General features: G+C 53.0%; 22 protein-coding genes and 2 tRNA genes. 12 read left to right on the top strand and 12 right to left on the bottom strand.

Annotation, left to right across the window (positions count from 1 at the left end; all coding sequences use genetic code 11):
- Positions 1–171: 171 nt before the first annotated feature.
- From LH22_RS14850 to agp, 3 genes are all read left to right on the top strand, one after another.
- Positions 172–259 (top strand) — tRNA-Ser (locus tag LH22_RS14850).
- A 35-nt stretch (positions 260–294) separates the two neighbouring features.
- A tRNA-Ser gene (locus tag LH22_RS14845) sits at positions 295–382 on the top strand.
- A gap of 256 nt (positions 383–638) precedes the next feature.
- On the top strand, positions 639–2,258 hold the full coding sequence (agp, locus tag LH22_RS14840; RefSeq protein WP_156102803.1) for a bifunctional glucose-1-phosphatase/inositol phosphatase: 1,620 nt from the start codon (positions 639–641) through the stop codon (positions 2,256–2,258).
- Between the two features lie 48 nt (positions 2,259–2,306).
- Here the strand turns inward: agp and LH22_RS14835 are convergent, their stop codons facing one another.
- The 3 genes from LH22_RS14835 to wrbA are packed head-to-tail and all read right to left on the bottom strand — an operon-like array spanning position 2,307 to position 4,584.
- Complete coding sequence (locus LH22_RS14835; RefSeq protein ID WP_038647734.1) at positions 2,307–3,680, bottom strand: NAD-dependent succinate-semialdehyde dehydrogenase; 1,374 nt, start codon at positions 3,678–3,680, stop codon at positions 2,307–2,309.
- A gap of 53 nt (positions 3,681–3,733) precedes the next feature.
- Positions 3,734–3,964 (bottom strand): YccJ family protein, encoded by a 231-nt coding sequence (locus LH22_RS14830; protein WP_038647733.1) that lies wholly within the window; start codon positions 3,962–3,964, stop codon positions 3,734–3,736.
- Positions 3,965–3,984: 20 nt separating this feature from the next.
- Entirely contained in the window at positions 3,985–4,584 is a 600-nt protein-coding gene (gene wrbA / locus LH22_RS14825) for an NAD(P)H:quinone oxidoreductase (protein ID WP_038647730.1), read from the bottom strand.
- A gap of 312 nt (positions 4,585–4,896) precedes the next feature.
- Between wrbA and LH22_RS14820 the strand changes: the two genes are divergently transcribed.
- Both LH22_RS14820 and LH22_RS14815 read left to right on the top strand, forming a co-directional pair.
- Positions 4,897–5,061, top strand: coding sequence for a general stress protein (locus tag LH22_RS14820; protein WP_071845623.1), 165 nt, complete (start codon positions 4,897–4,899; stop codon positions 5,059–5,061).
- Between the two features lie 110 nt (positions 5,062–5,171).
- Positions 5,172–6,086 carry a DMT family transporter gene (locus LH22_RS14815; protein WP_038647726.1) on the top strand — a complete coding sequence of 305 codons (915 nt, stop codon included), beginning with the start codon at positions 5,172–5,174 and terminating at the stop codon, positions 6,084–6,086.
- Here the strand turns inward: LH22_RS14815 and rutG are convergent.
- Genes rutG through rutA form a run of 6 tightly spaced genes read right to left on the bottom strand, consistent with a single transcriptional unit; the run spans position 6,083 to position 11,036 of the window.
- Complete coding sequence (gene rutG / locus LH22_RS14810; protein ID WP_038647724.1) at positions 6,083–7,408, bottom strand: pyrimidine utilization transport protein G; 1,326 nt, start codon at positions 7,406–7,408, stop codon at positions 6,083–6,085. The two genes, LH22_RS14815 and rutG, sit on opposite strands and share 4 nt — an antisense overlap.
- A gap of 45 nt (positions 7,409–7,453) precedes the next feature.
- Entirely contained in the window at positions 7,454–7,975 is a 522-nt protein-coding gene (gene rutF / locus LH22_RS14805) for an NADH-dependent FMN reductase RutF (RefSeq protein WP_038647722.1), read from the bottom strand.
- 16 nt (positions 7,976–7,991) lie between these two features.
- On the bottom strand, positions 7,992–8,795 hold the full coding sequence (rutD, locus tag LH22_RS14800; RefSeq protein WP_038647721.1) for a pyrimidine utilization protein D: 804 nt from the start codon (positions 8,793–8,795) through the stop codon (positions 7,992–7,994).
- Positions 8,795–9,190, bottom strand: coding sequence for a pyrimidine utilization protein C (rutC, locus tag LH22_RS14795; protein ID WP_038647719.1), 396 nt, complete (start codon positions 9,188–9,190; stop codon positions 8,795–8,797). The genes rutD and rutC overlap by 1 nt, the downstream gene beginning before the upstream one ends.
- A 44-nt stretch (positions 9,191–9,234) precedes the next feature.
- Positions 9,235–9,945: a pyrimidine utilization protein B gene (rutB, locus tag LH22_RS14790; RefSeq protein ID WP_038647717.1), complete on the bottom strand. Its 711-nt coding sequence runs from the start codon at positions 9,943–9,945 to the stop codon at positions 9,235–9,237.
- Positions 9,945–11,036 (bottom strand): pyrimidine utilization protein A, encoded by a 1,092-nt coding sequence (gene rutA, locus LH22_RS14785; protein ID WP_038647715.1) that lies wholly within the window; start codon positions 11,034–11,036, stop codon positions 9,945–9,947. Before rutA ends, rutB begins: the two co-directional genes overlap by 1 nt.
- A 308-nt stretch (positions 11,037–11,344) precedes the next feature.
- Between rutA and rutR the strand changes: the two genes are divergently transcribed.
- Positions 11,345–11,980 carry an HTH-type transcriptional regulator RutR gene (rutR, locus tag LH22_RS14780; protein WP_034820328.1) on the top strand — a complete coding sequence of 212 codons (636 nt, stop codon included), beginning with the start codon at positions 11,345–11,347 and terminating at the stop codon, positions 11,978–11,980.
- 23 nt (positions 11,981–12,003) lie between these two features.
- Positions 12,004–12,978, top strand: coding sequence for a metal-dependent hydrolase (locus LH22_RS14775; protein ID WP_038647713.1), 975 nt, complete (start codon positions 12,004–12,006; stop codon positions 12,976–12,978).
- Positions 12,979–13,019: 41 nt separating this feature from the next.
- Here the strand turns inward: LH22_RS14775 and cycA are convergent, their stop codons facing one another.
- Positions 13,020–14,411: a D-serine/D-alanine/glycine transporter gene (gene cycA, locus LH22_RS14770; RefSeq protein ID WP_038647711.1), complete on the bottom strand. Its 1,392-nt coding sequence runs from the start codon at positions 14,409–14,411 to the stop codon at positions 13,020–13,022.
- 284 nt (positions 14,412–14,695) lie between these two features.
- Here cycA and LH22_RS14765 point away from each other — a divergent pair, with 284 nt between their 5' ends.
- Positions 14,696–15,394 (top strand): extensin family protein, encoded by a 699-nt coding sequence (locus tag LH22_RS14765; RefSeq protein WP_038647709.1) that lies wholly within the window; start codon positions 14,696–14,698, stop codon positions 15,392–15,394.
- Here the strand turns inward: LH22_RS14765 and LH22_RS14760 are convergent, their stop codons facing one another.
- Entirely contained in the window at positions 15,395–16,069 is a 675-nt protein-coding gene (locus LH22_RS14760; protein WP_034820313.1) for a DUF4396 domain-containing protein, read from the bottom strand.
- Positions 16,070–16,620: 551 nt separating this feature from the next.
- On the opposite strand from LH22_RS14760, the gene sdiA reads away from it, so the two are divergent.
- Together sdiA and LH22_RS14750 are read left to right on the top strand one after the other, a co-directional pair.
- Positions 16,621–17,343, top strand: a complete 723-nt coding sequence (gene sdiA, locus LH22_RS14755) for a transcriptional regulator SdiA (protein WP_038647707.1) — start codon at positions 16,621–16,623, stop codon at positions 17,341–17,343.
- Between the two features lie 122 nt (positions 17,344–17,465).
- On the top strand, positions 17,466–18,077 hold the full coding sequence (locus LH22_RS14750; RefSeq protein ID WP_034820307.1) for an acyl-homoserine-lactone synthase: 612 nt from the start codon (positions 17,466–17,468) through the stop codon (positions 18,075–18,077).
- Between the two features lie 31 nt (positions 18,078–18,108).
- On the opposite strand, the gene LH22_RS14745 is transcribed toward LH22_RS14750, so the two are convergent.
- Positions 18,109–18,336: a DUF2594 family protein gene (locus LH22_RS14745; protein ID WP_034820303.1), complete on the bottom strand. Its 228-nt coding sequence runs from the start codon at positions 18,334–18,336 to the stop codon at positions 18,109–18,111.
- Between the two features lie 430 nt (positions 18,337–18,766).
- Here LH22_RS14745 and uvrY point away from each other — a divergent pair, with 430 nt between their 5' ends.
- Together uvrY and uvrC are read left to right on the top strand one after the other, a co-directional pair.
- A complete protein-coding gene (uvrY, locus tag LH22_RS14740) occupies positions 18,767–19,426 on the top strand; it encodes a UvrY/SirA/GacA family response regulator transcription factor (RefSeq protein WP_034820300.1) in 660 nt (219 codons plus the stop codon).
- Positions 19,419–21,251, top strand: a complete 1,833-nt coding sequence (gene uvrC, locus LH22_RS14735; RefSeq protein ID WP_038647705.1) for an excinuclease ABC subunit UvrC — start codon at positions 19,419–19,421, stop codon at positions 21,249–21,251. The genes uvrY and uvrC overlap by 8 nt, the downstream gene beginning before the upstream one ends.
- The last annotated feature ends 62 nt before the right edge of the window (positions 21,252–21,313 follow it).

The following is a 21,313-nucleotide window of genomic DNA, read 5'->3' as shown; positions in this document are numbered from 1 at the left end:
GGCTCCCAGACAGCAAAGTCGTTTTACCCATCTTTACGCGATAAATTGCTGTTTCACTGAGCAGAATGGTGATTTTGACAGCGAAAAAATGGATTTTGGCTGTTTTTCAGGCGAACGATTCAATCCACGCTTTACATCGTTCGGGGGGATGTTTATAGTGCGCCTCATTGCGGAGGGGTGGCCGAGTGGCTTAAGGCAACGGTCTTGAAAACCGTCGATGGGAAACCATCCGAGAGTTCGAATCTCTCCTCCTCCGCCATCACTCTTGCAGAGTGAAGTGACAAAAAGATTTCCGGAGGGATGGCCGAGTGGCTTAAGGCAACGGTCTTGAAAACCGTCGATGGGAAACCATCCCAGAGTTCGAATCTCTGTTCCTCCGCCATATTAAAGAAGCCCGCAGAAATGCGGGCTTTTTGCTTTTCTGCGTTCCTGAATTCCGAAAAACATCCCGTTGCTTTTCAATCTGCTGCCGTAACCCGACGGCACGCGCGTTTACTGCTATATTCCATTCACGGTTTTTGTAAACATCTGGCGATTTTCCGAGGCAAGCTGGGTTACACTGTGCGGTAATTCGCTCAATGGCGAGCTAATCGTCTGAATGCCAGAGTGTTTCACTGATGAATTATGGAATAGGCACAATGATCAAGAAACTGAGTCTTTGCGCGTTGTCAGTTATCGCTGCGCTCCCGATCGGTATGTCTGCTTACGCGGCAGATGGAGATATGCAGTTACAGCAAGTGCTGATGCTGAGCCGTCACAATCTGCGCGCACCGTTAGCCAACAACGGCAGCGTGCTGGAACAATCCACCAAGAAGAATTGGCCGCAGTGGGATGTGCCCGGCGGCGAGTTAACCACCAAAGGCGGCGTGCTGGAAGTCTACATGGGTAACTATACCCGTCAGTGGCTGGCACAGCAGGGCCTGGTGGAAAGCGGCACCTGCCCGGATAGCAGCAACATCTTCGTCTATGCCAATAGCCTGCAACGTACGGTAGCGACCGCGCAGTACTTCATTACCGGTGCTTTCCCGGGCTGTGATGTTTCCGTGACGCATCAGGATGCGATGGGAACCATGGATCCTATCTTTAATCCGGTGATCACGGACGGCAGCGACGCATTCAATAAGAAAGCGCTGGCGGCGATGACGGCTGCGAATGAGAAGCTGGCGCTGAAACCGGCTTTCCAGCAGTTAGAAAAGATTGTTGATTATAAATCTGCACCGGCCTGTAACGGCAAAAAACAGTGTGATCTGAGCAGCGGCGATAACACCTTCAGCGCGGAAAATGGCAAAGAGCCTAACGTGAACGGGCCGCTGAAAATCGGTAATTCCCTGGTCGACGCCTTCACGCTGCAATATTACGAAGGTTTCCCCGCCGATCAGGTGGCCTGGGGCCAGATCAAAACCCCTGAGCAGTGGAAATCTCTCGCAGCGATCAAAAATGGTTATCAGGATGCGCTGTTTACTTCTCCCGATGTTGCACGCGAAGTGGCCGCACCGCTGGTGGATTACATCCGCAGCCAGTTAGTGGATCAAGACAAAGCGAACGCACCGAAAGTCACGGTGATGGTGGGGCACGATTCGAATATTGCTTCACTGCTCAGCGCATTGCAGGTTAAGCCATACGAGCTGCCGGGCAACGATGAGAAAACGCCTATCGGTGGCCAGGTGGTGTTTGAGCGTTGGCACGATGCTAAAAACAACAAAGACCTGCTGAAAATGGAATACGTTTATCAGACCGCAGAACAACTGCGTAATGCCGATGTGCTGAGCCTGAAAAACCCGCCGAAGCGAGTCACGCTGCAACTGGCAGGCTGCGATGCCGATGCCAATGGTTACTGCAGCTGGGATCAGTTTGCTACCGCGTTGAATACTGCTCTGCAGGGCACACCGCTGCAGCCAGCTGCTCCGACTCCGGCAGCGCAGCCAGCGGCACAACCTGCGCCTGCTGCCAATGACGACGCTAAGGCCAAAGCAGATCAAGCCGCGGCTGATAAAGCGGCCGCCGACAAAGCCGCAGCAGATAAAGCAGCGGCGCAGAAAGCGGCTGATGCTAAAGCTGCTGAAGAGAAGGTGAAGGCGGATAAAGCGGCTGCGCAAAAAGCAGCAGAGGATAAAGCGAAAGCCGAGAAAGCCACCGCGCAGAAAGCGGCGGAGGACAAAGCGAAGGCCGATGCCGCTGCAGCGCAGAAAGCGCAGTCAGATGCGACGCCAGCCAAGCCGGAAGGCGAGGCGGCAAAACCGGCACCTGCCAGCAACTAGCGTTGCTACCATGAAAAAACCCCGTCGCGACGGGGTTTTTTATTTGCGTTAACCAGCCACGACCACCAGCTTTTGGTTCGCAAACTCCTTCAGGCCAAGATCGGACAATTCGCGTCCATAGCCTGAGCGTTTCACGCCACCAAACGGCAATTCTGCGGCGGTATCGCTTTGGGAATTAATAAACACCATACCTGTCTCGATCTGCGATGCCATGTTGCGCCCACGCAGAATATCGCGCGTCCAGACTGAACCGCCTAAGCCATAGTGCGAATCATTGGCCAGCGCGACGGCGGTGCGATCGTCAGCCACCACATAAACCTGTGCGACGGGTCCAAAAAACTCCTGGTAATAGGCAGGGTTTTGCGGCGTAAGACCGGTGAGTATGGTCGGCTGATAATAACAACCCACGCCTTCAATCACTTTGCCGCCCAGTTCAACATGCGCACCCTGCTTAATCGCATCTTCAACCTGCTTCACTAAACGGTCGCGTGCCTCTTTCGATGAAAGCGGACCCAGCGTGGTGCTCTCATCCAGTGGATCCCCCGGTTTGGCCGATTGCAGGGCCGCACTAAACTTCGCCATAAACTCAGTCGCGATTTTTTCGTGCAGAATAAAGCGTTTAGCTGCTGTACACACCTGACCACAGTTGCTCAATCGCGCCTGCGCACCCTGGCGCACAGCTTCGTCGATATCGGCATCGTCCAGCACCACGAATACATCATTGCCGCCTAACTCCAGCGTGGATTTTTTCAGATGCTTACCAGCTTGTTCCGCCACGGCGCTGCCGGCACGTTCAGAGCCCGTTAGCGCGACACCTTGCACGCGCGGATCGGCAATCAGATCGGCGACTTGTTGATTCGAGATAAACAGATTGGTCCACGCACCCTTTGGCGCACCCGCTTCTTCAACCAGTTTTTCGAAGACATCCGCACAGTGCGGCACAATGTTGGCATGTTTCGCCAGCACCGGATTTCCCAGTGCCAGATTTGGTGCCAGCACACGCATCAGCTGGTAATAAGGGAAGTTCCAGGGCTCGACGGCCACCACCACCCCTATTGGGTGATACTCAAGCCAGGCATCGCCCACCGTACTGGGATAGGGTTGTGCCTGTAACAAGTGAGCCGCATGTTCCGCATAATATCTGGCGATCTGTGCGCAAATTTTTACTTCACCTCGGCTCTGCCCGATTAACTTGCCCATTTCACGACTCGCAATCTCCGCTAATTCATCAACGCGTTGATCAATCAAATCGGCCAGTCGGTGCAGCACCTGCAGGCGTGGCTGCATATCGCCTTTGCACCACGTAGAGTGGTAGAGTTCGTCAGCCGCGCTGAGTGCCTGCTGCATGAAGGTGTCATCGTGATTAGGCCAGGATTTCAGCAACTGATTATTGGCCGGGTTGATGCTTTGGTAGGCTGACATAAAGGGTTCCTTGGCAGAAAAAATGACAAAGGCGGGACATGCCCGCCTGCGTTTTAAACGTTTTTACGCTCGACGGTTTTGTCGTCCCACGTCAGAACGTCCTGATCGGTCTTATCAAAAGCGCGGAGCAGCACATCGTCGCTTCCTTGCTGACGCCAGATTTCTTCCGCGAGTCGTTCGTCATAATTCGCCACCTCAAAAATGGCTTCAGCAATTTCAGGTGAGGTGTGGCGCAGCGTGGCCCATTCGCCCACGTGGTGAGCTTTCGACTGTTCTGTGGCCATAAAGGTCTCCTGTTGTGGATTTATCCTTGCAGTTTTACCGCCAGTCCGGCGACGTATTGGCCCTGATAGCGGGCAATTCCCAGTTCCTCCGCAGACGGTTGGCGTGAGCCATCACCGCCAGCAATCGTGGTGGCGCCATAAGGCGTACCGCCCCGAACCTGAGAAATATCGAAAAGTTCTTTGGTGCCATAACCAATGGGCACGATGACCATGCCGTGATGGGCGAGAGTGGTCCATACCGAGGTAATCGTTTGTTCCTGACCGCCACCGGTGCCAGTCGAGGCGAATACACTGGCGAGTTTGCCGTACAGCGCACCAGAGGCCCACAATCCACCAGTGCGATCCCAGAAATTACGCATCTGACCGGCCATGTTGCCAAAGCGGGTTGGCGTACCCACGATGATGGCGTCGTATTGGGTTAAATCTTCAGGTTTTGCTTCAGCCGCTGACTGATTCACCTTGCCGCCCACCTGCGCAAATCTCTCCGCATCCATGCTTTCCGGTACACGAAGAATAGTGACTTCTGCACCGCTCACACTCTTTGCGCCTTCAGCCACGGCTTGCGCCATGGTTTCGATATGTCCATACATTGAGTAATAAAGCACCAAAACTTTTGCCATGGTTTTCTATCCTGCTGAGGGTGATGAGTATTCAGAAGTATAGAAGAGACTGCGTAAGGTGCCGGAAGGGAGGATATATGGGGGCAGTTCAGTGCTGCGCTTTTTGCCGGGCTAACCGCTTGTAAGCTGGAGATTAATCTGGTTTATGATGGATAATTAAGTGAATTATGTGTTTCAAAGTGTGAATATTAGCTGAATGTCTAGTTGAGTTGACTATTCTTTCATCAGGCGGCGCGAATACTACGTCGTCTCGCTTTTCACCCTATTGGATGAAAAGGTCTAACCACAGATGCTCAATCCCTGGAGGAAATGATGGCACAACATCGTGGAGGATCAGGTAATTTCGCGGAGGATCGCGAGAGAGCCGCGGAAGCCGGACGTAAAGGCGGCAAAAATAGCGGCGGTAATTTTAGGAACGACCCGCAACGCGCTTCCGAAGCAGGTGAAAAAGGGGGACGCAGTCGCAGCAAGAAGTAATGTGATTGTGTTTGATTCCCCCTCCGCCGGGTTCGCCCGGCGGTAACAAAGATTGCATTTCCCCTCATGACCAGGCAAAAATGACCGCCAATCGAATATTTTGGTGCGTTATGTCCGCTTCAAGCTCACGTCTCAGCCTGCGTATTACGCGTCAGGAACTTGTCCTTATCTTCATCACCATGGTTTGGGGGGGCACCTTTTTGGTGGTTCACCGGGCGATGGCGCACTCTGGTCCGTTTTTCTTTGTGGGGCTGCGCTTTGCGACGGCATCGCTGTTGCTGGCCTTCTTCTTTCGTCGCTACCTGAAACAGATGACATGGCTCGAAGTTAAGGCCGGTGCGTTGATAGGACTGGCGATTGCAGGTGGCTACGGCTTACAAACCTGGGGAATGCAAACCATTTCCAGCAGTCAGTCGGCGTTTTTAACGGCGCTGTATGTGCCGGTGGTGCCATTGCTGCAATGGATATTTCTGCGCCGCCCACCTGGATTAATGGCATGGATTGGCATCATGCTGGCGTTCACCGGTTTAGTGCTGGTGGCCGGGCCGCAAGATGGCAGCCTGACATTAAACGCCGGTGAAATAGCCACATTGCTCAGTACGCTGGCCATCGCGGCTGAAATCATTCTGATTAGCCGCTTTGCCGGGCAGGTAGATGTGCGTCGTGTGACGCTGATTCAGCTGATGGTCGCATCGGCCTGTGCCTTTGTCTTTATGATCCCTAACGGCGAGTCGGTCCCAACAATCTCAACGCCATTGCTGTTGAGTGCACTGGGGCTAGGTGCGGCCAGTGCATTGATTCAGGTGACAATGAACTGGGCGCAGCGCAGCGTGTCGCCGACACGTGCCACAGTGATTTACGCCGGTGAACCGGTCTGGGCAGGGGTGGTAGGGCGTATTGCGGGTGAACGTTTACCGGCCGCCGCCCTGTTGGGTGGTGCGCTGATCGTCTGTGGGGTCATCGTCAGCGAGTTACGACTTCGCCGCAAGAAAGCGGTGCCTGAGCAGGCACCGCTGGAGCCTTAAGGTTGCTGTCGTGCCGCCTGGTTTGCCAGTGCGGCACCACGACGTTTGAGGATCGCGTTAAGAATGATGGCACCGAAGGTTGCTGTGCCAATTCCCCCAATGGTGAAACTGCCGATCTTCAAAGCGAAATCGCCAGCGCCCAGCACTAACGTGGTGGCCACCATGATTAAATTGCCGTTCTGACTGAAATCAACGTTGTTTTGCACCCAGATTCGCGCACCTGCCACGGCAATCAAGCCGAATACCACAATAGAGGCACCGCCAATCACCGGGCCGGGAATGGTATGGATCAAGGCACCAAACTTCGGTGAAAAGCCGAGTATCAGCGCAATCACTGCTGCCGCGACAAACGCCAGTGTCGAATAGACTTTGGTGACCGCCATGACGCCGATATTCTCTGCGTAAGTTGTCACGCCGCTACCTCCCATCGAACCTGACAGCATGGTGGCGAGGCCATCCCCGACAAACGCACGCCCCATCCAGGGATCCAGATTGCGCCCCGTCATACCGGCAACGGCTTTAATATGACCAAGGTTTTCAGCCACCAGAATGATGGCGATAGGGGCAATCATCACTATCGCCTGCATATCAAACACCGGTGCGGTGGTGTGCGGTAAACCAAACCATGGCGCATTGGCGACACCGCTAAAATCGACCGGCTTGCCGAGGCCAAACACATTGGTGAGCAAGGCGTAGATCGCCCAGGCGACAATCAGGCCAACCAGAATCAGTAAGCGCTGAACCAGACCGCGAGTGAAGACCGCGACCACGCCGATGCATAACACCGTCATCACCGCCATCCAGCTGTCAAACATCGATGCAGAAACACCGTGCACGGCGATTGGAGCCAGATTAAGGCCAATCGCCATCACCACTGCACCGGTGACGACAGGCGGCATCAGGCGTTCAATCCAACCCGTACCGACTTTCATCACAATCAGGCCAATCAGGGTATAGAGTGCGCCACACGCAATGACCCCGCCCAGCGCCAGGGCCAGATTAGGGTTCAATCCCTGGCCGTTAAATCCGGTCACCGCGATAATGACCCCAACAAAGGCGGCGCTGGATCCGAGATAACTGGGGACGCGGCCGGCGGTCACAACAAAAAACAGCAGCGTGCCGATGCCAGAAACCAGAATCGCCAGATTGGGGTCCAGTCCCATCAGCAACGGCATCAATACCGTCGCGCCAAACATTGCTACAGCATGCTGCAAGCCCAGCACAAATGTCTGCCCAAACGGCAGGGTTTCATCCGGTGCAATCAGCCCATCTTCGGTCATGGCTGACTTTTTCTGCCAGCGGGGGAACCAGGAATTCGCCATCGTTTTCTCCAGGGTAGCGGTGGAACCGGGCCGCGCAGAGCGGCGTTAGCGGGCGTCCTGCCGTAAAAGGTGATGATATCCACGGTCAAACCACGCCAGGCCATGGGAATCATCGTTACGTACCAGCGCCAGCGCTTCACACATCAAAACGTCGTGTGTGCCAACACTGACCACCTGGGTGATTTTACAATCAAACGACACGGTGGCACCCTCCAGCAGCGGTGAACCGCTGGCCAGCGTGTGCCAGTTAGCCGCAGCAAAACGCTGATCCATCGGCGTTTTACCACCAAACAGCGTAGAAAGATCCTCATGACCGGCTGCGAGGGTGTTGACGCACAGATAGCCATTATCCCGAAAGGTCGGCCAGACCGATGCCGAACGATTCAGACACACCAGCAAAGTAGGCGGCGTATCCGTCACGCTGCAGACCGCAGATGCGGTGAATCCGGCGCGACCCGCTGGACCGTCGGTGGTGATGATATTCACCGCAGCACCCAATCGTGCCATGGCATGGCGAAAAGCATCGCGGTCAACATTGGGCGGCAGCGGCAATTCATGCACACTCATGATTCAACTCCTCTGTTCAACTTGCGGCACGCTGTGCAGGTGCAGCGGTTTCGGCCAACCATTGCAGCAGCAGTGCGTTGAAGTTATCGGCATCGGTCACGCTCATAGCATGTCCACCCCACGGCATCTCAATCAGACTGCTGTCAGGCAACGCCTGGGCCAGCAGTGGCGAGCAGCTCCACGGCACCAGTAGATCGTCCTGGCTACAGATGGCTAACACCGGTTGCTGAATCCGCGCTGCATGGGCACGAAAATCACAGTTCATTAATGCATGTAATCGACGTAGCAGATTCTCCATACCCTGAAAATGAGCCACGTGATGAGCATCTTCAGCCGTGATACGCGCCTGATGGCGCGCCAGCCATTCAGCCGGATAGAGGAACAGCGGCTGCGCCCGCACGAAGGCTTCAACGCCCACGTTGAGCAGGAGATCCTGCCGCACCTGGAAGCAGCGTTGAGTGTGAGGATCCAGCGACAGCCAGCCATTAATCACCACGATGCGGCCGACACGGTCGGGATAATCCAGGGCCAGCTGCAGGCCAATCAGGCCACCCAGCGCGTGGCCAATAATGTCGTAATGGTGAATGTCATGTTGCGCCAGTCGTTCAGCCAGTTCGGCGGCCATCATCGCCATGCTGTAGCCTTCAGGCAGCGTATCGGCACTGCGACCGGTACCGCGCTGATCGTAAGTCACCACCCGATAATGAGGAGTGAGTGCCGCTAGCTGGGGTTGCCAAAAGCCCGCCACGCCACCCAGGCCGGACGACAGCACCAGCGTTGGCGCGTCGGCAGCGGTTAAACCATGAATCTCAAGGTGCATTACGCCTCCTGGGGACCGATGTGCGCGACGCTGGCAATTTCAATCAGTGCGTCTGGTTTAACCAATCCGCACTGAATGCAGAAGCGCGCAGGCTTGTCGCCGGGAAAATACTCGGCGTAAACCTGATTAATCGCGGCGTAGTTGCTCCAGTCGGTGAGGAATATAGAGTTGAAAGTGACATCACTCATCTTGCCACCGGCGGTCTCGATCACCTTTTTAATGGTTTCCAGCACGTGGCGGGTTTGTGCCGCTGCATCGCCGACGTGGACCACATTGTTACTGGCATCGAACGGTAGCGTACCTGACACGTAAACCACGCCATCGGCCAGCGTTCCCGGCACAAAGGGCGCAATCGGGGTGCCGCTACCGGCAGGGATAATCACACTTTTAGGCATCGTCGCAGTTCCTTATCGTTATGGTTTTGCAGGTGAGATTGGCCTTAAGCCTTCAGGGCTTCACAAAAGGTGTCTGTGTCACTGACCCAGCCAAAGAAGGTTTCGATGTTGAAAATCGCCGCCTGCTGAGCAAACGGCGGTCCAGCCTGATAAGTGGCGTCTTCCAGCACCACGCCAAAATATTCGAGGAAGAAGCCATCACGCAGCGTGGATTCGACACACACGTTGGTGGCTATACCGGTGAACACCAGATGGCGGATACCGCGGCTGCGCAGCATGCTGTCGAGTGGGGTATTGAAGAAGCCGCTGTAGCGCGGTTTGGGCAGCACGATGTCTCCTGCCTGTGGCACCAGTTCATCCACCAGCGCATAATCCCAGCCGCCTTTCGACAGCAGCGTGCCCTGTAACTCCGGGCGCTTACGCATGGTTTTCAGTGCATTCGACTTATGGAAGTTAGGCGAGCCAGCATCACCCGCTTCGATGTACTGGTCGTCCCAGCCGTTCTGGAACCAGATAATCTGCATGCCAGCGGCGCGTGCCGCGGTGACCGCCTGATGAATTTTGGCGATCACGGGTTTGGTGGCGGAGACATCAAAACCGGCAAGATCCAGATAACCCCCTTCGGTGGCATAGGCGTTTTGCATATCCACGACGATCAAGGCACTTTGCGCCGGCGGCAGTGCGATAGCTTCGGGCCGGGCGGGCAGGGTGATATTGGGCAAACTCGACGTATGGGCACAGGTTACGGTACTCATCAGGCAACCTCCTTCTGCGAAGTGATAACGTTTTGACGACACTGCATTAATGGCTGGATACGTTCGCCGAAATCTTCAATGCCTTGCAGGAAGTCATCAAAGGTCAGTAGTACGCCTTGAGCGCCATCGACCTCTGCCACTTCATCCAACATTCGTGCCACATTGGCGTATGAACCCACCAGGGTGCCCATATTGATGTTGACGGCTGAGGTGGGATCGGCCATCTGACGCACGTTGGTATCGCTACCCGATTTGGTGTCCTGCTGGCTTTGCGTGGTGAGCCAGGCAAGCGCTTCTTCATCGGCACCTGCTTTGTAATGCTCCCATTTGGCACGCGCGGCCTCGTCGCTTTCGGCGGCGATGATCATAAACAGCACGTAAGAGCCAACATCGCGCCCGGCGTGATCCGCTGCGGCTTTCATGCGGCTGGCGGTCGGGGCGAAAGCGGTGGGCGTGTTGACCCCTTTGCCGAAGCAGAAGTTGTAATCGGCATGCTGCGCGGAGAACGCCATACCGGCATCGCTCTGCCCGGCGCAGATCACCTTCATCGGTTTCTGCGGTTGCGGGCTGACGCGGCAGTCATTCATGGTGAAAAATTCACCCTTGAAGTCACTCTGACCGGTGCCCCATAAATCGCGCAGCACGGTGACGTACTCGGTGAGGTATTGGTAACGGCTGGAGAAGTACTCATCACCCGGCCACAATCCCATCTGTTCGTATTCGGGTTTCTGCCAGCCGGTGACCAGATTGACGCCGAAACGGCCATTGGAAATCGAATCGATGGTGGCGGCCATGCGCGCCACAATTGCTGGGGGCAGCGTCAGCGTGGCTGCCGTGGCATAGATCTCAATCCGTGAGGTCACCGCCGCGAGCCCCGCCATCAGCGTGAAGGATTCAAGGTTGTGATCCCAGAATTCGGTTTTACCTCCGAAGCCACGCAGTTTGATCATCGAGAGCGCAAAGTCGAAGTGATAATGCTCGGCCTTCAGCACAATCTCTTTATTGAGTTCAAAAGTCGGTTTGTACTGCGGCGCATGGGTGGAGATGAGCCAGCCATTGTTGCCAATCGGGATAAATACGCCAATTTTCATGTGAAACCTCTCTGCATTGAACGGGCATTGCTTTACGCGCTGCACTGCTTCCTGCACGCATCCTGCGAGCGGCGCTCAGTCACAGAATTGCAAAGCCTGTGCCACATTTTTAAATGCCTTATACAACAATGTGTTAAAAACCCTTAAAGGATGAAAGTAGAGCGGTTGGTCTAAATCAGACCGTTTGGTCAAAACTTTTTGCACGTTTTTCATGCGCACGGTGGTCAAAAAAGGTGCAGGGCGAGCGATTAGGCAGGAAAGAGGGGCTTTGTTATGATGCAGACAGGCAGGATTGAAGAGGTAACAGTGTGAAAAGCGATGAAAAACAACCGGGCCGACGTTCACGTGCCGTTGCCGCAAAACGGGCTGCGATACTGGAAGCGGCGTTAAGCTTCTTCTCGCAGTTCGGTATTCACGGTACCAGCCTCGATAAAGTGGCAGAGCGTGCCGATGTCTCCAAGACCAATTTGCTTTACTACTATCCCTCAAAAGAGGTGCTGTATATCGCGGTTCTGAAGGAGATCCTTGATGTATGGCTGGCACCACTGCGTGCACTGCGCCACGATCAGGACCCACTGACCGCCATTCGGAAATATATCCGTCTTAAGCTGGAGGTGTCGCGCGATCACCCGCAGGCCTCGCGCTTGTTCTGTCTCGAGATGCTACAAGGCGCTCCTTTACTCAAAGGTGAACTGGCCGGGGATTTAAAAGCGCTGGTGGATGAGAAGGCGGCGATCATCGAGCAGTGGATTGCAGAAGGGCGGTTAGCCGGTGTGCAACCTCAGCATCTGTTTTTCCTGTTGTGGGCCACCACGCAACACTACGCGGATTTTGCTTCGCAGGTTGAAGCGATCACCGGCCAGACCCTGAGTGACCCTGAATTTTTTGAGCAAACGCTGGAGAATGTTCAGCGCATGATTATTGAAGGGATCCGCGTGCGTTGATCCCGCTTTAGCCAGGAGAGTGCATGGATTCGCTATCACAACTGACGTTGGGCGCGGCGGTCACCGTTGCGGTAATGGGCAAGCGCGTGCCGTTATGGCAATCGGCGCTGGTGGGGGCGATTGCCGGCACCTTGCCCGATCTTGATGTGTTTATCGATCATGGCGATGCGATTCGCAATATGACGCTGCATCGAACTGAGAGCCATGCGCTGATATGGCTCACGTTAGTTGCGCCCCTGCTGGCCTGGCTGATCGCAGGTGCAACCCGCAGTCGCTCCCACTGGCGCGGTTGGTGTCTGGCAATTTGGCTGGCCCTGATTACGCATCCATTGCTCGATCTGACAACGGTGTACGGCACGCAACTGGGGTTGCCGTTTACCGATTTCCCCTACGCGATTGGCAGCATGTACATCATCGATCCGTTGTATACACTGCCATTGCTGATCACGCTGGGGGTGGCGTTATGGCGGCGTGATGGCGTAGGGCTGCGCTGGAATCAGGCGGGCTTGCTGATCAGTACGCTGTATCTCGGCTGGAGCATGGTGGTGCAGGGCGTGGCGACGCAGCATATCAATCGTGATTTGACCGATCAATCCATCAAGCCGCAGCAGGTGCTGGTGACGCCAACGGCGTTTAATACCCTGGTGTGGCGAACCGTGATTATGACCCCCGATCGTTACGGTGAAGCCTATTGGTCACTGCTGTCACCCGATCGTGCACTGGAAATTCATTGGCATCCGCGCAACCCGGAATTGTTCGATGCGTTTAAAGGCGACTGGTATGCCGAGCGAGTGGCGTGGTTCAGCCATGGTTTTTACGCCATGCGCCAGCAGGGTGAAGATACCTTGATTTCGGATTTAAGGATGGGGGAAGCGCCCAATTACACCTTCACCTTCAATCTGGGATCGGCACATGTTCCCGAACCGGCACCGGAAAGGGAGCCTTCGGTACGGCCTTCACTGGCGCAGGCATGGCATAAATTACGCGAAAGGTTATAAAAAAAGCCCCGAGCATTCGGGGCTTTTTTTCGGCAGGGCTATCAGGCTTTACGACGACGTAACAACCAGCCCATAGTGAGAATGACGAACCACAGCGGCGTGACCATCAACGCCTGGCGAGTATCATCTTGCAAGGTCAGCAGGACAATGACAAAGGCGAAGAACGCCATGCACACCCAGCACATCAGCTTGCCCAGCGGCATCTTGAACTTCGACTCAGCATGACGTTGTGGATGCTGTTTGCGGTAAGCCAGATAGCTGCACAGGATGATGGTCCAGACGAACATAAACAAAATCGCCGATACCGTTGTAACCATGGTGAATACCGTCATCACATCGGGAATCAGGTAAATCAGCGCCACGCCGCACAGCAGGCAGAAGCAGGAGAAAAACAGCCCGGTGGTGGGAACCGCGCGTGCCGACAGGCGGCCAAACGCTTTGTGTGCCACGCCTTGTTCTGACAGACCGTACAGCATACGGCTGGTGGAGAAAATGCCGCTGTTGGCGGATGATGCAGCAGAAGTCAGCACCACGAAGTTAACGATGCTGGCGGCGGCGGGTAATCCGATCAGCACAAACATCTCAACGAAGGGGCTGCGGTCTGGCATCACCTGATTCCACGGCGTCACCGCCATGATCACCAGCAACGCCAGAACGTAAAACATAATGATGCGCAACGGAATGGCGTTAATCGCGCGTGGCAACACCTTGTGCGGATCTTTGGTTTCTGCTGCGGCTGTTCCCACTAACTCAATGCCGACGAAGGCAAATACCGCAATCTGGAAGCCAGCAAAGAAGCCGCTCAATCCTTTCGGGAACATACCGCCATGATCCCAGATATTGCTCAGGGCCGCGGCGCTGCCGTTAGGTGAAGGATAATGCATGCTGACCAGCACGATGCCGGTCACGATCAGAGCAACAATCGCCACGATTTTAATAATCGCGAACCAGAACTCCATTTCGCCAAACAATTTCACCGTTGCGATATTGAGCGCCAGGAACACAAATATACACAGCAGCGCACTCATCCAGATGGAAAAGTCGGGGAACCAGAGTTGGAAATAGGCACTAATGGCCACGACATCAGCAATGCCCGTTACCACCCAACAGAACCAGTAAGTCCAGCCGGTAAAATATCCCGCCCATGGCCCGAGTAAGTCGGCAGCAAAATCGCTGAATGATTTATATTCAAGATTTGAGAGCAGCAATTCGCCCATAGCGCGCATGACGAAAAACAGCATAAAACCGATGATCATATAAACGAAAATGATCGAGGGGCCGGCCAGGCTGATAGTTTTACCTGAGCCCATAAACAACCCGGTGCCGATCGCGCCACCGATAGCAATCAGTTGGATATGGCGGTTATGCAGATTACGCTGGAGCTTATCGGGCTGTTCGGCCTCGATAAGCGCCTCTTTGGATTGATCAACCATAAATATATCTTTCCTGTTTTGATGTTGTGTCAGCTCTACTGGCTGTTAGATAACGTGCCGTTTGATAGGGCAAGTGGCATAAGATAGTGGAAAGGTTGCAACTCTCGGTAATTGTTTTTTTACAATTGTGACCTTTTACGGGGTTTCCTCTGTCAGTAAATATTTACATGGCATAATCCACGGTACATTTGCGTAAATCTTCAGCAATTAAGCCTTTTCTGCGTTATCTCCCCATTTTGCCACCTACACTTACGTCTTCTTTTTATGAGTAAACGTGAGGTGTGATGCGCGCATTATTAGCGATTGCTCTGTTGGCATTATGTGGCTGGTGGAGTTTGCCGTGGCTGAAAACGCATTTGCCGCCGCAGTGGAATCCGTTTACGCCGCTGTCGGTCACTGACCCACAAGGATGGATGATGCGCTACAAATTGCAGCGCCTGAGTCACGATCCTGCGGCCTGTATGGCGGTGATGCAGCGAGCCAGTCAGCAGGGATGGGTAGAATTTCGCGCGGTGCCAGCACTGAAAGGTGATTGCCCTATTGAACAACCTTTGCGCGTGAGTGGTTTTGGTGAAGTGACATTGAGCAGCAGCTTTCTTGCCAGTTGCCCCATGGCAGTGAGCAGCACAATCTATGTCGTCAACAGCACTCACGCCTTGCAGCAGGCAGGTATCAACAGCCCGATTCGGCACATCAGCCACGTCGGCAGTTACGCCTGTCGAAATATCTATCATCGCCAGCAGGGGCGTTTAAGCGAGCATGCAACAGCAGATGCATGGGATGTGACAGGGTTTCAGCTTGCCGATGGACGCTGGCTGCAGGTGGCAAAAAACTGGCATCAACCTGAGGATGCGGCTGCAGGGCTCCGCGCTTTATGGCAAAACGGCTGTGCGACCTTTGGCAATGCGTTAGGACCGGATTACAACGCCGCGCATGCCGGACATTTTCACCTGGGCATGCGCGGCGCCGGATACTGTCGTTAGTTAGACGGCGGGGTTAAGCCCTCGTTTTATCAGGAAATGATTAGCGGGCCAGGAGAATAGAAAACCGATGATCATGGCCAGTTGTAACATAAACCAGAAAGCGACCAGCAACGGATTGATTTGCTGGTTGAGAACAAATTTTAGTGCCAGTGCCATAAAGATAAAAATACCTAATTGATAAATCAGCAGGGGGAATGTTTCGGTTTTAAATGCTAATAATAACGCCCGGCCAAATGAACGTTTTTCACGTTGGCGAATCGCCAGGAACTGGAAAAATAAACCCACCACCAGAGAAACTATCAAGCAAATAATTGCCTGCATCCAAAGCGTTGGCATAATGGCGAACTGATTTAGCAAGGTGATTATTGGTAGGGTCATTATGTCGCCAAATATACAGGCCGCAGCAGATAATGAGGTGGAAATAAATATTGTTTGCCAGCTGGCATTACTCTGAATTTTTTGTGGAACCAGCAGCGCAAGTTTTACCTGACGTGAAGGTTTACGGCCCAGATACCACCAGGCTAACCATCCGATGAACGGCATATAGAGGCCGGTCAGCGGCCAGATGATATTCATGATGGCCACCGGATGCGGGTGACGGAAAAGATCTTTTAAGATCATCAGCGCTGTACAACCGCCCAGTACAAGGAAAGGTAATGCCAGTTGGTTCATCATAGTCAGCCCCGTTATGATGCTCGAATACGCATGACAATGCGCCAGTATGCATGAGGGCGCAACGTCTTCCCCTGAAAAGTCCACAGCGTCATCACCCGTACATCCTCTAAGCGTAGCTGGAAAAGAGGGTGACGGAAATCACGTTATACCGCTCACCACAGAAATCACTGGGATTAAGAATGAGCCGAATAGGCGTCGTCCCACAAATACCGCTATTACCCTCAGTAATCGCTTTCAAAGTGAGTGATTTTGGTTAATGACGATGCTAAAAATTTATCAATCTAATGATGATTTTCGATGAATAGGGTGATTGAAACTCCTTCGGAAAAATCCTATTCTAATCAGGAAAGAGGATTAAAGTTGTGAAGCTGTTGGCAAAATGTATCTGCTTTCAGTTCCCCATAATGGTAACGCATTGACAACAGGATGGTTATGATTGTTACCCCGTGGGCTGCTCTCATTTCAATCAATATTTTTTCTCTAGTTAATTTATTTTTTGTGTTAATCAGAACGAATAACAAGTTAAAGCGTGAAACAACGCTGAGGCAATAATGACGACCGATAATTATTTCGTCTGGCGTGGCAAAACTGAAAATGAATTTCAGGCGCTGACGGAAGTGATTCAAGTAAAAACGCTATTACAAAAACACATTGAAGCGATGGGTTTTGATTCATTCGCTTTCCTGGTTCAACATCCCGTGCCTTTTACCCGGCCGCGCGTGTTTTTGTTCAGTACTTACCCGGAAAGCTGGGTTAAGCGCTATGAAAGCGAAAATTATTATGCTGTCGATCCGGTGCTGTTACTTTGTCAGCGGCCGGGACGAGGCGTGGAATGGACACGGGATTTATTTACCGGTGCCGGTAATTTATGGGCTGAAGCGAATGCGGCAGGGCTTAACAGCGGCTTTTCTTGTTCGGCAATGGCGCCAAATCGTGCCATTGGTATATTATCTATAGCATCATCGCTTCACAGTCAGACTCAACACTTACGCGTTCAGCTAGAGGTGAAACTGCACCTACTGGCGGAACTGAGTTTGCGCGTGCTTGAGCGGCTAAATGATAGTTCAATGGCGGTTTTATCTAATGATTTTAGCCAACGCGAACTGGAAATTTTGAAATGGACGGCAGAAGGAAAAACTTCTGCGGAAATTTCACTGATTTTAGCGATTTCAGAACATACGGTGAATTTTCACCAAAAGAATATGCAAAAGCGTTTTAATGTTTCCAATAAAACGCAGATTGCGTGTTATGCGGCGGCAATTGGCCTGATATAGCAAAAAGGCAACTACTAATTTTAGTAGTTCCCACTCTTTAGTCAGTTGTCTACCCTGCGCCGGAACTTTGCCAGGCTGGCGCAAAGAAATCATTGCAAACATGGGGATGTCAGGGGCGCATGATGAAAGTAATTCAAACACAGCTTAAGGATATGCCGTCCTCTCTGTTGGCAGAATTAGGAACGTATCGCTATAGCGTTTTTGCGCGGGGTGAAGGTTGGTCTATCCCGCCGCGCTTAAGTACGCCTGGACAGGAGTATGATCGCTTTGATCGCTCCGATGTCACCTGGATGATCGCCTGGAATGCGCGCCAGGGGATCTGCGGCTGTGCACGTTTGTTGCCCTGGCATGAACCCGAAGTGCCTGAAGGCATGGTGCTGCCGTTCGATCAGGAAAAAGTCTGGGAAATGTCACGCTTTTCGGCACGCCTTGAGGTGGATGCAGAACTGCCACTGACGATTTTGTGGCATGCGGTGCAGTTGGCGGAACTCAGCGGTATGGAGTACCTGATCAGCTCAGCAACGCCGATGCTGGAAAAAATGTTTGAGCAGCACCATGTCGTGTACGAACCTTTATCACCTGGTTTGATTCAATCTGAGGATAATCTGTTTGCCATTCGTATTCCGGTTCATCAGCCGGCACTGGCGGACAAGTATCGCGGCACACGCCGGTTTAGTCCGGAAGAGGTGCTGCCGTCACTGGGTGTTTCAGTGAACTGGCAGTCGCACAGTTGATCACCCCGCGCATCGCGCGGGGCTTCACCGCTTACTGACGGTAGGCGGTTTTAATCTGACGAATGGTGTTGCTGAACACCTCCGCCTGCGGCTTATCCGCTAACGCGCTTTGCACATAGCGCTCCATGTTAATAATAACCTTACCGGCATCCGCCTGGCCCATTCCTTTCAGAATCAGCGTCACCATCATTTTCAGGCAAGCCACTTCGTCGGCCAGTGCCTGGGTATCCCGCGATGTTGAAAAGTCTTCATCACTCATCTTTGACTCCTTGGTGGTGTTACTGAATGTAGACACAATATTTGTGTGTAAAAAACAGAGTATATCATATGGTTGAATGAGGAATTTATCCCAGGCGAAGCGGTGGAGATTAAACCAACATTAAATGGATGTTTGCGTTATTAATAGGCAGGGAAAATCAGGCGTTGAAGTTATTTTTATTTTACAAAGCCCAGCGGTCAATGAAAAGAGCATAAATTATAACATAATGATATTAGTCACAATTTCACATTTTAATTCTTGCATGCTAGTGCGTTTTACTCAAAAGATATCTGGGAATGAGCTCAATTTGATATGTATCATTTCATTTGGGATTTATCTGCGTAACCAGATGTTTTTTCCCCGGCAAACCCGGTAAGATGACCCTCCTGAAATATATTTTTCCCCTCACTAACCTGCGGAGTACGTCCCGTTGATCAGTCTGCTTCTTGTTGATGACCATGAACTGGTACGCGCCGGTATTCGCCGCATACTGGAAGATATGAAGGGATTGGTAATTGCCGGGGAAGTGGCTTGTGGTGAAGATGCGGTGAAATGGTGCCGCAGCAATCCGGTGGACGTGGTGCTGATGGACATGAATATGCCGGGCATCGGCGGTCTGGAAGCCACGCGAAAAATTGTGCGCTTCAATCCTGACATCCGCATTATTATGCTGACCATCCATACCGAAAATCCGCTGCCGGCAAAAGTGATGCAAGCCGGTGCGGCGGGTTATCTGAGCAAAGGTGCGGCCCCGCAGGAAGTGGTGAGTGCGATTCGTTCAGTGCATTCAGGTCAGCGCTATATCGCATCAGATATTGCGCAGCAAATGGCGCTTAGCCAAATCGAGCCGCAAAAAGCCGAATCGCCCTTTAGCTGTTTGTCGGAAAGGGAATTGCAGATTATGCTGATGATCACCCGAGGGCAAAAGGTGACGGAAATTTCCGAGCAGCTTAATCTCAGCCCGAAAACCGTTAACAGTTACCGTTATCGCATGTTCAGTAAGTTGAACATCAGTGGCGACGTAGAGTTAACGCATCTGGCCATTCGACATGGTCTCTATAATGCGGAGCCGTTAATCAGTAGTGAGTGACGTTTTCAATTCCAAAGCCTTTCTGAGCACCGTGACCAGTCAGCCCGGCGTCTACCGCATGTATGACGCGACAGGCACGGTGATCTATGTCGGTAAAGCGAAAGACCTCAAAAAGCGCCTGACCAGTTATTTCCGCACTCAGGTAGGCAGTCGAAAAACCGAAGTCCTGGTCAGTAACATCCAAAACATCGACGTGACGGTGACGCATACCGAAACCGAAGCTTTGCTGCTTGAACACAATTACATCAAGCTTTATCAGCCTCGCTATAACGTGCTGCTGCGTGATGATAAATCCTATCCCTATATATTCCTGAGTGCAGACGCGCATCCGCGACTGGCGATGCATCGTGGTGCTAAACACGCGAAAGGGGAATATTTTGGGCCTTTCCCTAATGGCTATGCGGTGCGTGAAACCCTGGCGCTGTTGCAGAAAGTGTTCCCGATTCGACAGTGTGAAAACAGTGTTTATCGCAACCGCTCTCGCCCCTGTTTGCAATATCAGATTGGCCGTTGCCTTGGGCCATGCGTAGCGGGGTTGGTCAGCGAAGATGAGTATGCGCAGCAAACGGACTACGTGCGGCTGTTTCTTGCCGGTAAAGATGATCAAGTAATCAACCAACTGGTCAAACGCATGGAAGAGGCCAGCTATGGATTGCGCTTCGAAGAAGCGGCGCGTCTGCGCGATCAGATTCAGGCGGTACGACGCGTCACCGAGAAGCAGTTTGTCTCCAATCAGGGGGATGACCTTGATGTGATGGGGGTGGCATTCGACGCCGGTATGGCTTGCCTGCACGTGCTGTTTATTCGGCAGGGCAAAGTGCTGGGCAGCCGCAGTTACTTCCCGAAAGTGCCAGCCGATACCGATCTCACCGAAGTGGTGCAAACCTTTGTCGGCCAGTTTTATCTGCAGGGCAGCGAAGCACGCACTTTGCCAGCTGATATTCTGCTGGATTTTAGCCTGCCTGAACGCGAGTTGCTGGCCGATTCTTTGAGTGAATTGGCCGGCCGCAAGGTCAATATTCAAAGTAAACCGCGCGGCGATCGGGCGCGCTACCTTAAACTGGCGCGCACCAACGCTGCCACCGCGTTGACCACGAAACTGTCTCAGCACTCCACTATTCAGCAGCGACTGGCGGCGCTGGCAGTCTTTCTCGAACTCGACAGCATCAAGCGCATGGAATGTTTCGACATCAGTCACACCATGGGTGAGCAGACGATAGCTTCGTGTGTGGTCTTTAACCGCGATGGACCGCTGCGTTCAGATTACCGCCGCTATAACATTGAAGGCATCACGCCTGGCGATGATTACGCCGCGATGAACCAGGTATTACGTCGTCGTTATGGTAAAGCGCTGGAAGAGGACAAAATCCCTGATGTCATCATCATCGATGGCGGTAAAGGCCAGCTGGCGCAGGCGAAACAAGTGTTTGCAGAGCTGGATGTGCCATGGGATAAAGATCGTCCCATTTTGCTGGGCGTGGCAAAAGGCACTGACCGTAAAGCGGGTCTGGAAACGTTGTTCTTTGAAGCGGAAGGTGAGGGGGTTTCGTTGCCGCCAGACTCGCCTGCACTGCATGTGATTCAACATATTCGTGATGACTCTCACAATCATGCAATTTCGGGGCACCGGAAAAAACGTGCGAAAGTGAAGAACACCAGTGCACTAGAAAGCATTGAAGGGGTCGGGCCAAAACGGCGCCAACAGCTGCTTAAGTACATGGGGGGCCTGCAACCCCTGATGAATGCCAGCGTGGATGAGATTGCTAAAGTGCCGGGGATTTCCTTCGCGCTGGCGGAAAAAATCTACTACTCGCTGAAACACTAGCATTGAAACAGGGGGGGCAATGTAGGAACATACGTTAAATTCTACTCACACCAGACAGTTAC

Source organism: Pantoea rwandensis (assembly GCF_000759475.1).
GTDB classification, from domain to species: Bacteria; Pseudomonadota; Gammaproteobacteria; order Enterobacterales; family Enterobacteriaceae; genus Pantoea; species Pantoea rwandensis_B.
The sequence above is the reverse complement of the archived record's forward strand: the minus strand, read 5'-3'. Positions and strand labels throughout refer to the sequence as shown.